Raw genomic sequence first — 13693 nt, 5'->3', positions numbered from 1 at the left:
ATCAATTAGGGTTTGAAACTACACCGTATGTATAGCCTAGCTCTTTGCCGTTCGGACATGTTATCTGTTTTAAATAGTTTTCATCGACAAGGATTTGCAGGGTAGCGGGTGCCTCCCCTTGATCAATTTTATAGGCTTCTACTTGAGCTTCGGCAGTCAACACGAGTGCTTCACACCCTTTCGAACGGATCGTTTCGTTATTTTTAGCGAGATTTGGTATCGCGATCACGAGCAGTACCGATATGATTAATAGCACGATGAGCATTTCAATAAGAGTAAATCCTTTCTGGTTATTCAATAGATTGCTCCCTTCTATATTTGTTCCATCCACTGGTACATGGGCAGCATAATGGAGGCATAGATCAGAACGACTACACAGGCAATGATCATAAAGAACACGGGCTGTATAAGCTGCATGGTTTGAGTTAAGCGCTCCTTTAACTGATCCATGAGTAACTCGGAATATACTTGTAATTCTTTGCTTAGTGTATCGAGATCATTTGTGTGATGAAAAATAGTTGTGACATCTCCTTTAATTAATGAACAAGGATGAACAGCCTGCCCGAGGAGTATGCCTTCATTGAGCCTGAATAAGATCATCTTTGCATAATGTGACAGAATGTTATATTTAGTTTGTCCAGCGATGATTTCCAAGGCGTGTTTGAGTGATAAGCCAGCTTTGAGCAGTGAACTTAGATGGGTGGCGAAAAGAAAGGTAACAGTAAAGATCTGATACTCCTTGAGGAAGGGAGTTTTCTCGTAGATCGTCAGCTTTTGGTTTATAGTCAGCTTTGGTAAGTACAGTTTAAATAGAAACAAAGCTAAAATAATCACAACGGTCATATAACAAAAACCTGTTATGCCCACATCCACCACGTTTAATACGATCAGGCTTAAAGGTTTGGAAGCCTGATTTTCAAACAGTGATTGAAAACTTGGTATGATTGTACGCTTGATTACACCAAAGGCAATAATTACAAAGATGAGTAAAAACAGGGGATACCTCAATACTTGCTTTAGCTTTCTTGTGTAATCTTCTTGGATGTGTAACAGGTCAGCACATTGTCTAAATATCGAGGGTAGATCTTGATTAATACGGGCAAAAAATAAAAAGGATACTACATTTCGAGAAAAACTGGCTTGTTGGAAAGCTGTATCCATTGGCTGCCCGCTCTTGAGTTGTTCAGTTATCGTATGAGTGATGGGAGCAAGAGACGGATCCCAACTTGTCATTTTAAGAGCCTCCAGTAAGGGAAATCCTCTTTCTAATAAATGACAAATCCTTCGTAAGAATAAAATTTGTTTACGAATGGGAAGTTTTTTAGGTTGATCTGGAGCACGAGAAAAAAGTTTAAATGTAGCCGAGGGCATAAGCTTTTCTCCTTAAAGAATGAAATGTTTGGAAATGGGGCTGCTTATTTGGAGGAGAACCCTTGATGGCTTGTTGGAGGGTGTATCCATCAAGGAGCTCAACGATCGCCGCTCTTCTAGGAAGTGAATCGTTCGTTTTAAGGGGAAGTAGCTGTTGGGCAGCGATGGCAATTAAAGTTTGCTCTAAATCAGAGGATTTAATCTTCATTTCCTCTAAACGTCTTAATGTGCCAAAAGCATCTTTTGCATGAATCGTACTGATTACCAAATGACCGCTTAATGCAGCACGAAATGCAAAGTGTGCTGTTTCCATATCGCGAATTTCTCCAACCATTAGTAAATCCGGGTCATGCCTTAGTGCTGCTTTAAGACCAGCATCATAGGTGATCCCTGCTCGTTCATTAACCTGTACCTGGATAATATTATTTAAATTCTTCTCAATAGGATCCTCTAGTGTGATGGCTTGGAAGGAGTGTTGGTTTAATAACGATTGAAGCAAAGCATACAATGTTGTAGTTTTTCCACTTCCGGTCGCCCCGGTGAAAAGTATCATCCCACTTGAGAAGGTAAGCCACCTTTCAATTTGTTTGAGCTGACTCGGGAAAAGAAACAGTCGTTCAAGCTGGAGCTGGCTGTCGGGGGAGAGAATTCGAATAGCGAGACTTTCGCAGCCAATAATTGGAAGAGTGGATAAACGCATGTTAAAAAGTTCTTGGTTTAGCCTGTGTTCGATGATGCCATTTTGAGGCTTTGTGACTTCGCCAATATCCATTCCAGAAATAAATTTAAAATAGGCAAGTAACTTCTGATAAGAGGGAAATGGCAGCGAGGAATGAAAAATGCGTTGGCCATGAATGCGGAAATGGATATCCGCTTTTTCAATGTAAGGGGAAAAATGAATGTCCGACGCAGTTTGCTGAATGGCAGAAACCAGCAGATCTTGAGCATACTTGGCAATGTGACTCACGGTAATTTATCACCTCATTTCTTCTGTAAATATACTTCGACAAACTATGCGTAAATCCTTCTTTTTTTTGGAAAAATTGCGAATTCTTTTTTAGATGCTTGCAATCTTTAGAGAAAAGGGTGTTGTCTAAAGAACAGCACCCTCGGGCATACTAACGAATAACTAATCGTAAGGAAGGGATCCATAATGAAGAAGAATGAGTATGTTCAGTTTCTTACCGAAGAGATGATGAAGTATATGCATCGGACTAAACAGGAAAAACACGATCGAAAAATTCAAAGAACCTCTAAAGGCAGCTCATCTTATTGGTTTGGTATCATTCCTTTTGCTTTAAAAATGATGAAGAGAAGATGGCAGAGACATAGTTAAAAGAGGCCATGATAGCAGCCTCTTTTACTATTTATGTTTCACGAAACAAACTTTGACTGGTTTGCTGTGACAAGTAGAATAATCCCCCATTTGCAATGTGTATAGACACTCTTGGTTTGTATCTAACTTGCAGTTGGTCAAGTTCCTTCTCGTAATAATCCTCGTCCACGTCATCTGACGTATAAAAGTGATGAAGTAAGTCTTTTTCACTTTCCAGTTGTTTGATGGACTCTATTGCCCACTCATCATTCAATGAAGCAAGTTGATCCTTTACATAGTTTAGGATCCGTTGATATCCACTTTCCACTCTTACAACCGGGGTCATCGGAAAACTAAAATCAGATACGGTTGATCGGAAATCAATCTTCCAAATTTTATCCATCATCCCCGATAGTAAGGCTCCATTTATCAGGTTTAATCCAATCGATAGTATTTCATCACGAGTTTGTTTCCCGCGATATATGATTTTAATATTTAACACCAACCAAGGATGAAGTGGTTGGTTGACTGTGAGTGCAGACAAGTGTTCATAGAGTCTCGTGGAATAGGAGCGGTCAATGGCTAATTGATACATTTGGTGAAGCTTTGGTGTCCCGGCATGAAGGTGTATCCCGTTATCCTCTTCCATAAGCCCATCTGTAAAGGTGAGCTTCATCGCTTCTCCAACTCGGTTCATTTTCTTCATATAATGCCAGTAAAATGGCCGGTTCATTAAGGCTTCATCCATATCATTTGTTAGCTGCACTTCCATGGAACGGTCCGATGTTTCCGTGATGCTGCATCTATGTGTCGAAAAGAAATCTTTAGCAAATTGGAAATAGGTACTTGGTGTCAACTCAGTTCCCTCCTCTCATTTACAGTATGTTCAACGTAGCTCACGAGGTTGTTCAATTTAATATTCATTTCTCCCTGACTTTCAGATTGACTCATAATGGATTGAATCTGATTGTCAAAATTTCCCCCGGGGATGTTCTCTAAAATATGATCTAGATCCCCTACAGCATTTTTAAACATTTCAATCTTTTCATACAATAGGTTTAATATTTGATCTTCAATAGTATTTTCAATCGCAAAATTGTAAATATGAACATCCTTATCCTGACCAAATCGGTGAATTCGGCCAATGCGTTGTTCAAGCCTCATCGGGTTCCAGGGCAAATCATAATTAATCATGTTATTACAAAATTGGAGGTTAATTCCTTCCGAACCTGCTTCTGTAGCAACCATAACTTGTGCTTTTGTCCTGAATAACTGTTTCATCCAGTCGCGTTTACTTTTTTTGAACTTACCATTAAAGGGAACAGAGGTTATCCCGTGCTGCTGCAAATACCACTGTAAATAAAACTGACTAGCCCTGTATTCTGTGAAAATAATAAATTTTTCATCAGAATTTTCCATGATTTCAACGACACGTTTTGCTTTGATGTGGTGAGGGAGTGTCCCCAGGCATTCAATAAAGTCAGCTAACAATGGTGATTCGCTTTCTTGTTTATTTTGCATAGACTGCAGAGACATAAAGCAGGCCTCTCTTGTAGAGCATAGCTCTTTTGCTAATGTCAGCCACGTAAAAGAAGGGGAGTTAGACTTCAAGGCTGCCAACTTCTCGTACATCTCCATTTCTTCATCAGTAAATGTAAGGCGAATATTAGTCACGTGGCGTTTTGAGGAGTCTAATCCGGTATCTTTTCTACGATTTCGAATCATCAGTTTACTTAACAGGGAGTGAATGTGCTGATGAGACTCTGTATGATCAAGTGATGTTTTGCGGTATTTCTTTTTAAATGTAGCTAGATCTCCAAGATAACCCGGCTTAAGAATAGAAACTAAATTGAATAAGTCGCTTAAATTATTTTGGATGGGTGTAGCTGTTAACAGTAAACAATATGTTTTCTTTAATTGTTTAACAAATTGGTAATTCTTTGTCTGGTGATTTTTTAACTTATGGGCCTCATCGATGATAATCATATCGTAGGAGATAGACAGAATTTCGTCCTTATGATTTTCACGTTTTGCCATATCGATAGAGGTAACGGTAATGTCCCAATCTGACCAGGCAGCCATTTTCTTCCTCGGTGTTGCAGCCTGTATATAAAACTTTTCATTCAATTCCTGTACCCACTGATTGACAAGAGAAGCTGGTGTTAAAATCAAGACCTTTTTAGCCATTCCTCTGATCATATATTCTTTCAAAATCAGTCCGGCTTCAAGAGTTTTTCCTAAACCAACCTCATCAGCAAGGATAGCCCTCCCGTTCATTTCATGGATGACCTTCTCACATGCCTGAATCTGATGGTCTAGAAAATCTACATGGGGTAAATGTTTCGTGGAAAGAACACCATTAAATTCAGGAACTGATCGGTAGTGTAAGGCATTGTACCCGAGTTTAAATTCGTCCCATGAACATAAGGAATCTGGTTGTGTTAGGTTGTTGGAAAGCGTTTCTATATAGTCATGATCGTGTAGAATTTCTACCATCTGATCCACCTCCTGTAGGTAACTTTCAAAAGAATTCATATAAATTCGAATTCTGCATTCGCTCTTTTGCAACGCTATGGTATAATGAACGTGAAAATTAAGAGAGTTTGTCGTATTGAACTTTACAGGTTAGTATGCCCAAATTAATCTAATAAAATACTAATTGCGAATGACTGCAGGGGGAGAGACTACTGATGTAGCGCCGAAGGAGCAAGCAATTTATTATTGTGAATCTCTCAGGCAAAAAGACCCCTGTATGACGCAGCTCTGGAGAGTGTTTACATACAGTAAACCACCCAAGAAGCAAGCGACTATGTTTGACGATCATGTCAGGGTAGCGTGAAACTTTCTGGTGAATGGACAGAGACTCCCGTAATAAGCGGTAGAGTCTCTTTTTTTATGCTTAACTAGATCTTGGAGGAGTGATAGGATGACTGAATTGAAACGAACACCACTTTATTCTGAGTATAAGAAATTAGGAGCGAAAACGATCGATTTTGGCGGATGGGATTTACCCGTTCAGTTTACAAGCATTAAAGAAGAGCATGAAGCAACACGAACCAAAGCAGGTTTATTTGATGTGTCTCACATGGGTGAGGTAAAGGTGAAAGGAAAGGATAGCCTGGATTATTTACAGGGCATGTTAACAAATGATGTGTCAAAATTAGAACCAGGTAAAGCTCAGTATACGATTATGTGCTATGAGAACGGTGGTACCGTTGATGATTTGATTGTTTATATGCTTGACGAGGACGATTATCTGCTCGTTATCAATGCAGCAAACCGGGAAAAAGATGTGCAATGGCTTAAGGATCATCAGAAAGGGGAAGTCACGATTGAGGATGTGTCTGATGATTTCGTTCAGCTCGCCCTTCAAGGACCTCGTGCAGAAGAAATACTGCAGCAATTGACGGAGGCCGATCTTTCTTCTATTAAGTTCTTTCGCTTTTTGAAAGATGTTTCCTTTGAAGGTGTTGAGAATAGAGCAATCGTTTCACGCACGGGATATACAGGTGAAGACGGATTTGAGATTTACCTTCCTGCTGCGTCAGGTCCAGCTTTGTGGCAAGCTATTTTAGCAAAAGGGGAAGCCTTTGATGTACAGCCAATTGGTTTGGGAGCTCGTGATACATTGCGCTTCGAGGCGAATCTGGCTTTGTATGGTCAAGAGTTAAGTCCTGAGATTACCCCAATCGAAGCAGGTCTCTCCTTTGCTGTTCGAGTGAAGAAAGATGCTGATTTTATTGGTAAAGAGGTATTGAAAAAGCAGAAAGAAGAAGGAACAGATCGAAAACTAGTCGGTATTGAAATGATCGACAAGGGCATTCCGCGTACAAATTATGAAGTATTAGATGGGGATAAGACAATTGGTTTTGTTACAACGGGTACTCAATCTCCTACATTAGGAAAGAATGTGGGGCTTGCCTTATTGGATCATAACTACAATGAAGAAGGCACGGAAGTCACCGTTCAGGTTCGTAAACGAAAGTTACAGGCAAAAGTTGTCGCTACACCTTTTTATAAACGATAAGACGAGGGGGAAGAGTCATGGAATTCCGTTATTTACCTATGACAGAACGAGATAAACAACAGATGATGGAGACGATCGGCATTACATCGACAGATGAGTTATTTGCTGACATTCCGGAGAATATCCGTTATAAAGGCGAATTGAATATTAAAAAGCCAAAAAATGAATTTGCCTTAATGAAGGAACTTACCCAGCTTGCTGAACAAAATGTCAATGTGAAGTCACACACTTCTTTTTTAGGTGCTGGAGTATATGATCACTATATCCCATCCATCGTAGATCATGTCATTTCAAGGTCCGAGTTCTATACAGCCTATACACCTTATCAACCAGAAATTTCTCAAGGAGAGCTTCAGGCTATATTTGAATTTCAAACGATGATATGTGAGCTTACTGGAATGGATGTAGCCAACTCCTCAATGTATGACGGGGGGACTGCGCTCGCTGAAGCAGTGAACGTTTCTGCCGGTCAAACGAAGAAGAAGAAAGTCCTGGTTTCAAAAGCGATCCATCCCGAATCGTTAGAAGTCATTCACTCTTATGTTAAGGGACCTGGAGTTGAGGTAGTTGAAATCGATCATATTGGTGGTGTGACGGATCTTAAACAAATAGAGAGGGAGCTGGATGAAGACACGGCCAGTGTTGTTATGCAGTACCCTAACTTCTTTGGTCAAATTGAGCCACTCGATCAAGTTCGCTCTCTTGTAGATACCCAGAAGAAAACGATGCTGATTGCTTCCAGTAACCCGCTTGCCCTCGGATATCTCACTCCGCCCGGTGAATTCGGAGCAGATATCGTAGTAGGTGATGCGCAAGTATTTGGTATTCCGGCTCAATTCGGAGGTCCCCACTGTGGTTATTTTGCGACAACGAAGAAACTTATGCGTAAAGTACCAGGTCGTTTAGTAGGACAAACCAAAGATGAAGAAGGCAGACGAGGCTTTGTATTAACATTGCAAGCTCGTGAACAACACATTCGCCGAGATAAGGCAACATCGAACATTTGTTCAAACCAGGCGCTAAATGCTTTGGCATCTTCTGTAGCCATGTCCTCATTAGGAAAACAGGGCTTAAGACGCATGGCCTGGATGAATATTCAGAAAGCTGCTTATATGAAACAGCAATTGGAATCTGCAGGATTTACAATTCCTTATCAAGGTGCCTTTTTCAATGAACTTGTAGTCCATGTTGACAGCGATATTACCGAGGTCAATCAGAAGCTTCTGGAAAAAGGAATGATCGGTGGTTACGATCTAGGAAATGATTTCAATGACCTATCGGGGCATATGCTTATTGCAATTACAGAAATCCGTACGAAAGAAGAAATTGATCTCTTCGTAAAAGAATTGGGGGATATTCATGGCTAATCAAGACTTTCCATTAATTTTTGAATTAAGTCAAGAGAGCCGTACAGGCTTTAGCTTGCCTGAATTAGATGTTCCAGAAACAAATGTGGATGAGCAATTAGGAGAAACGTACATTAGAAAAAACGAACCGGATCTTCCTGAGGTAAGTGAACTGCAAATCATGCGTCATTATACGGCTATGTCTAAACGAAATCACGGGGTTGATTCTGGTTTCTATCCATTAGGGTCCTGTACCATGAAGTACAATCCGAAGATGAACGAAGATGTAGCGAGGCTTACAGGATTCAGTCACATTCACCCTTACCAGGCCCCTGAGACGGTACAAGGAGCACTGGGGTTAATGTATGATTTGCAAACAACATTAGCTGAAATTACTGGTATGGACACAGTCACATTGCAGCCAGCAGCCGGAGCTCATGGAGAATGGACTGGCTTAATGATGATTCGTGCCTTCCATGAAGGGAATGGTGATTACGAGCGGACAAAAGTCATTGTTCCAGATTCAGCTCACGGGACTAACCCGGCCTCAGCTACAGTGGCTGGCTTTGAGGCAGTTACCGTTAAAACCAATGAACGAGGGCTCGTTGACATAGAAGACTTAAAGCGAGTCGTCGATGAAAAGACTGCAGCACTTATGCTTACAAATCCGAACACGCTAGGCTTGTTCGAAGAAGATATTGTAGAAATGGCAGAGATTATCCATGCCGCTGGTGGTAAGCTTTATTATGATGGAGCGAACTTAAATGCGATCATGAGTTATGCGCGACCTGGTGATATGGGATTTGACGTCGTTCATCTTAATCTTCATAAAACATTTACTGGCCCACATGGAGGGGGAGGGCCAGGTTCAGGTCCGGTTGGTGTAACGGCAGAGTTTGAACCTTTCTTGCCTGCACCTATTTTAACGAAGCGGGAAGACTTATTTGTCTTTGATGAAGATCGCCCGCAATCGATTGGACGCGTTAAGCCTTACTATGGAAACTTTGGAATCAATGTTCGTGCCTATACGTATATTCGCACGATGGGGGCAGAAGGTTTGCGAAAGGTTAGTGAGTATGCCGTACTAAATGCGAACTATATGATGAGAAGGCTTCAAGAAGCGTTTGACTTACCGTATGATCATCATTGCAAGCATGAGTTTATCCTTTCCGGCAAACGACAAAAGAAACTCGGGGTACGTACGCTTGATATGGCGAAACGATTGCTTGACTTTGGATATCATCCACCAACTATCTATTTCCCAATTAATGTGGAAGAAGCGATGATGGTTGAACCGACAGAAACGGAGTCTAAGGAAACCTTAGACGAATTTGTTGATGCGATGATCCAAATTGCAAATGAGGCGAAAGAAGATCCAGAACGGGTTCAAAACGCTCCTCATACCACAATCGTAAGTCGTATGGATGAGACGACAGCTGCTAGAAAGCCAGTTCTCCGCTACATTAAAGAAGACTAATAGGTATTAAAAAGGGGAGTATTCCAGGTTTTTCTCTGGAATACCCCCTCTCTTTATTCGTCATCCATTATTTCTGGTTTTGTATTTTAAGTGACACTAAAAAGGACGGCCCTTTTGAATGTGAAGGTGCCGTCCTTTACTTATTTTTTCACTTTGATCTTACCTGTCCATTTTTTAAAGCCGCCTTTAAGTTGATTAAGGTCCTGGTAACCTTTTTTATTTAACATAAGAGCAGCTCTGGATGAGCGTGTGCCATTTTGACAATAGAAATAAACAGGCTTGTCTTTACGGATTTCAACAAGACGATTTCTCATTTGAGATAAAGGAATGTTTCTTGCGCCTAATATATGGCCGCCATCAAATTCCTTCGGTTCCCGAACGTCAATCAGTTGGGCCTTTCTGTATCCTTGGCGGAATTCGTCTTCCGTTAGTGTGGTCAAGACTTTATTTGCTTTGATAAACCGGAATACACCGAATGCAATTATGATGACAAGGCCACCTATTAATATCCAAAGTTCCATTCTCTATATACCCCCTCTTCCCTTCTCTATTATATGGGGGAATGCGCTGGTTTTCAAAGAATTTTTATAGCATATGAATGTAAAATAAAAATTCTTTGAGCATGTTATCGAATTCAAAACGTCTATTTAGGCATTTTTAAAATTTCTGGAGATGCAACAAAGGAAAAAGTTAATGAGCTAGAAAAAAGGGGCTTCTTGCTTTTATTAGCTTTCTTTTTCTTTTATTTTTGCAAAATTATTAGATTGACAAAATCGCTTAAACTTGATTGAAACACAAGATATGGAGAAATATTCTTAATTCGAATACAATATATTGATTAACTTTTTGCAGATGTGGTATGTTACTTATAGACTTATGAAACAAGCCATCTGTAACATGGTGAAAGGGAGATGTGTACATGAAGACAACAACCACAGGGAAAACGCCATCAAGGTTGAATGTCGACCGGTTGAACGCGGATATCCGTCAATTTGATCAAGTCCATGAAATTACACGAGATATGCACTTAACTCACAGCGGAGTGTCACGATTAGTAATGCTTGATCGTTATGCATTTAAGGATACGGAGAAGCTGACATTGTCGGAAGGGGATTTTGTTGTCCTTACCGTTAAAGATGATCCGAAATTCCCTGCGAGAGGCTTTGGATTTATCGAGTCTATCGATTGGGAAAATCATAAGGCAAAAGTAAGAGTTGAGGAAGAGTTCATCAATGTGCTTGATAAAGAAGAGGAGCGGGAATCCGGTTTGATTACGAGAAAACTGGATACCATTGATAAGCCGCTTGAAGTATTCTATGAGCAAATTGCTTTAAGGAACGCAACTGGACTATCAGCCGTGGAAGTTGATGAAGATAAGAAGGAAAAAAGCTTCAACGACTTTTATGATGAGCTCTCGAATCTCAACTTTATTCCAGCGGGACGAGTTCTTTACGGAGCAGGTTCGAATACGGATGTGACGTACTTTAACTGTTACGTGATGCCCTACATTCAGGATTCTCGTGAAGGAATTTCTGACCACCGTAAGCAAGTGATGGAGATTATGTCCCGTGGTGGTGGAGTTGGTACAAATGGTTCTACCCTAAGGCCGCGGAATACACTGGCAAGGGGCGTTAACGGCAAATCTTCAGGGTCAGTGTCCTGGCTGGATGATATTGCAAAGCTGACTCATTTAGTTGAGCAAGGCGGTTCAAGACGTGGAGCGCAAATGATTATGTTATCAGATTGGCATCCTGACATTATTGAATTCATCATTTCAAAAATGCAGAATCCGCGAATTCTGAGATATTTAATTGAAAACACCGAAGACGAACAGATTAAAGCACTTGCTGAAGAAAAGCTTAAATTTACCCCTTTAACGGAAACAGAGAAAGATCTGTATCAAAGCGTGGTTAATTATAAAACTATGCCCGGCCAAGGTGGATTCACTGAGGGGAGCCTTCGTGAAGCACAGGAAAAACTACAGACAGGCGGTACTTATTCTGTCCATAATCCGGAATTCCTGACCGGGGCGAACATTTCTGTATGTATTACGAAAGAATTTATGGAAGCCGTTGAAAATGATCAAGAATATCGCCTGCGTTTTCCGGATGTAGAAAGCTACTCTAAAGAAGACATGGCCACTTACAATGCCAAATGGCAGGAGAGTGGAGACGTTCGAGAGTGGGAAGCAAAAGGATTTGGTGTGAAAACGTATCGTACAGTCAAGGCTGCAGAGCTTTGGAAACTGATTAATATATGTGCAACTTACTCTGCTGAACCAGGTATTTTCTTTATTGATAATGCCAATGAAAAAACAAACGCTAGCGCTTATGGTCAAAAGGTTGTCGCTACCAACCCATGTGGAGAACAACCATTAGCACCTTTCTCTGTCTGTAATTTAGCTGCAGTTAACTTGGCTTCTGTTGCAGACAAAGAAGCGAAACAAGTGGATTTTGACAAATTGAGAAAAACAGTCGCGACTGGTGTTCGCATGCAGGATAACGTCATCGATGCTACACCCTATTTCCTTGAGGAAAATAAGAAGCAGGCTTTAGGAGAGCGTCGGATTGGCTTAGGTGTAATGGGACTTCACGACTTGCTCATTTACTGTGAAACGGAATACGGTTCAAAAGAAGGTAACAAGCTCGTTGACGAAATCTTTGAGGTCATCGCGACCACAGCTTATCGTGAGTCCATAAATCTGGCGAAAGAAAAAGGCAGTTTTCCATTCTTAGAAGGGGAAACAAAAGAGGAGACACAGCAGCTGAGACAGCGATTTGTCGAAACTGGTTACATGCAGGATATGCCTGAGGATATACGAGAAGGCGTCATTAAATACGGAATTCGCAATTCACATTTGCTAACTGTAGCTCCAACAGGAAGTACAGGGACAATGGTCGGTGTAAGTACAGGTCTTGAGCCATACTTCTCGTTCTCATACTATAGAAGCGGCCGTCTTGGTAAATTTATCGAAGTGAAAGCAGATATCGTTCAGGAATATTTGGATAGGCACCCTGACCAGGATCCTGACAACCTTCCTGAATGGTTTATTACCGCGATGACGATGGCACCTGAAGCGCATGCGGATACTCAATGTGTTATTCAGCGTTGGGTGGATAGTTCAATTTCTAAAACGGTCAATGCACCAAGAGGATATACGGTCGAGCAAGTAGAACAAGTTTATCAGCGCTTATATCATGGTGGTGCTAAGGGCGGTACTGTTTATGTGGATGGTAGCCGAGATAGTCAAGTTCTGACTCTCAAAGCTGAGGAAAACGAATTTTCAGGCGAACAGACAGAATTTGAGTTTGAAGAAGAGAAAAAACCTCATGTTGTATTAATGGATACAGTCCATGAACTTGAGAAAACCAACGTGACGATAGGCTCTGAAGTCGGTGATACATGTCCAGTTTGCCGTAAGGGAACTGTTGAAGATATTGGCGGTTGTAATACTTGTACAAACTGTAATGCTCAGCTCAAATGCGGGCTGTAAAGTTCCGGGTTCATCCCCGATAAAAAACTAAAGTTAAAGCAAAAAAGGCGATCAGTATAAAACTGGTCGTCTGTTTGTTTATAAAGGGGAGTCGCTTGTCACGGCAGACAAACTAGTGTATCCTTTTTATGAAGCAAATTACATAAACATCAGCAATATTGGGGGTTTAACATGCCAACACCAAGCATGGAGGATTATATCGAACAAATTTATATCTTAATTGAAGATAAAGGGTATGCACGTGTATCTGACATTGCTGAGAACCTTCAAGTGCATCCGTCATCAGTGACTAAAATGGTTCAGAAATTAGATCGTGATCAATACTTAAAATACGAAAAGTACCGTGGGCTTATCTTAACCCCTAAAGGAAAGAAAGTAGGAAAAAGGCTAGTCTACCGTCATGAACTTCTAGAACAGTTTCTCGAGATCATCGGTGTAACTCAAGATAAAATTTATGATGATGTGGAAGGAATCGAACATCATTTAAGCTGGGATTCCATAGATCGCATTGGAGATTTAGTTCAATATTTTGAAGAAAATAACTCCCGTGTCGAAGAACTGCGAGGAGTTCAGCAGAAGAATGAAGAACAAAATAATGAGGGAAAATCAGACGCATAAAATTGCGTCTTTTTTGTTACGCTTTTGTTCTTTCACAAAATTGTTC

The 13693-nt window shown here is 40.8% G+C and carries 12 protein-coding genes and 1 riboswitch; of the genes, 6 read left to right on the top strand and 6 right to left on the bottom strand.

Annotated features, from left to right (window positions below):
- Position 1: 1 nt before the first annotated feature.
- Genes comGC through comGA form a run of 3 tightly spaced genes read right to left on the bottom strand, consistent with a single transcriptional unit; the run spans position 2 to position 2338 of the window.
- Entirely contained in the window at positions 2-298 is a 297-nt protein-coding gene (gene comGC / locus B5354_RS18500) for a competence type IV pilus major pilin ComGC (protein ID WP_079530267.1), read from the bottom strand.
- A 14-nt stretch (positions 299-312) separates the two neighbouring features.
- Positions 313-1371: a competence type IV pilus assembly protein ComGB gene (comGB, locus tag B5354_RS18495; protein WP_079530266.1), complete on the bottom strand. Its 1059-nt coding sequence runs from the start codon at positions 1369-1371 to the stop codon at positions 313-315.
- On the bottom strand, positions 1352-2338 hold the full coding sequence (comGA, locus tag B5354_RS18490; RefSeq protein WP_079530265.1) for a competence type IV pilus ATPase ComGA: 987 nt from the start codon (positions 2336-2338) through the stop codon (positions 1352-1354). Before comGA ends, comGB begins: the two co-directional genes overlap by 20 nt.
- Positions 2339-2524: 186 nt before the next feature.
- On the opposite strand from comGA, the gene B5354_RS18485 reads away from it, so the two are divergent.
- On the top strand, positions 2525-2707 hold the full coding sequence (locus tag B5354_RS18485) for a YqzE family protein (protein ID WP_079530264.1): 183 nt from the start codon (positions 2525-2527) through the stop codon (positions 2705-2707).
- A 31-nt stretch (positions 2708-2738) separates the two neighbouring features.
- Here B5354_RS18485 and B5354_RS18480 read toward each other — a convergent pair whose 3' ends face one another.
- Both B5354_RS18480 and B5354_RS18475 read right to left on the bottom strand, forming a co-directional pair.
- Entirely contained in the window at positions 2739-3542 is an 804-nt protein-coding gene (locus B5354_RS18480; protein ID WP_079530263.1) for a YqhG family protein, read from the bottom strand.
- A complete protein-coding gene (locus tag B5354_RS18475; protein ID WP_079530262.1) occupies positions 3539-5182 on the bottom strand; it encodes a DEAD/DEAH box helicase in 1644 nt (547 codons plus the stop codon). Before B5354_RS18475 ends, B5354_RS18480 begins: the two co-directional genes overlap by 4 nt.
- Before the next feature lie 169 nt (positions 5183-5351).
- A riboswitch (glycine riboswitch) is annotated at positions 5352-5444 on the top strand.
- A gap of 168 nt (positions 5445-5612) precedes the next feature.
- Between B5354_RS18475 and gcvT the strand changes: the two genes are divergently transcribed.
- The 3 genes from gcvT to gcvPB are packed head-to-tail and all read left to right on the top strand — an operon-like array spanning position 5613 to position 9536.
- Positions 5613-6713 (top strand): glycine cleavage system aminomethyltransferase GcvT, encoded by a 1101-nt coding sequence (gene gcvT / locus B5354_RS18470; RefSeq protein ID WP_079530261.1) that lies wholly within the window; start codon positions 5613-5615, stop codon positions 6711-6713.
- A gap of 17 nt (positions 6714-6730) precedes the next feature.
- Entirely contained in the window at positions 6731-8080 is a 1350-nt protein-coding gene (gene gcvPA / locus B5354_RS18465) for an aminomethyl-transferring glycine dehydrogenase subunit GcvPA (RefSeq protein WP_079530260.1), read from the top strand.
- Positions 8073-9536, top strand: coding sequence for an aminomethyl-transferring glycine dehydrogenase subunit GcvPB (gene gcvPB, locus B5354_RS18460; RefSeq protein WP_079530259.1), 1464 nt, complete (start codon positions 8073-8075; stop codon positions 9534-9536). The genes gcvPA and gcvPB overlap by 8 nt, the downstream gene beginning before the upstream one ends.
- A gap of 140 nt (positions 9537-9676) precedes the next feature.
- Here gcvPB and B5354_RS18455 read toward each other — a convergent pair whose 3' ends face one another.
- A complete protein-coding gene (locus B5354_RS18455) occupies positions 9677-10057 on the bottom strand; it encodes a rhodanese-like domain-containing protein (protein ID WP_079530258.1) in 381 nt (126 codons plus the stop codon).
- Between the two features lie 398 nt (positions 10058-10455).
- Here B5354_RS18455 and B5354_RS18450 point away from each other — a divergent pair, with 398 nt between their 5' ends.
- Both B5354_RS18450 and mntR read left to right on the top strand, forming a co-directional pair.
- Positions 10456-13029, top strand: coding sequence for a vitamin B12-dependent ribonucleotide reductase (locus B5354_RS18450; RefSeq protein WP_079530257.1), 2574 nt, complete (start codon positions 10456-10458; stop codon positions 13027-13029).
- A gap of 171 nt (positions 13030-13200) precedes the next feature.
- The gene (mntR, locus tag B5354_RS18445) at positions 13201-13647 is read left to right on the top strand and encodes a transcriptional regulator MntR (protein ID WP_079530256.1); all 447 of its coding nucleotides are present in this window, start codon (positions 13201-13203) and stop codon (positions 13645-13647) included.
- The last annotated feature ends 46 nt before the right edge of the window (positions 13648-13693 follow it).

It is taken from the genome of Halobacillus hunanensis (assembly GCF_900166655.1).
Lineage (GTDB): Bacteria > Bacillota > Bacilli > Bacillales > Halobacillaceae > Halobacillus_A > Halobacillus_A hunanensis.
This window is presented reverse-complemented; position numbering and strand designations above follow the sequence as displayed.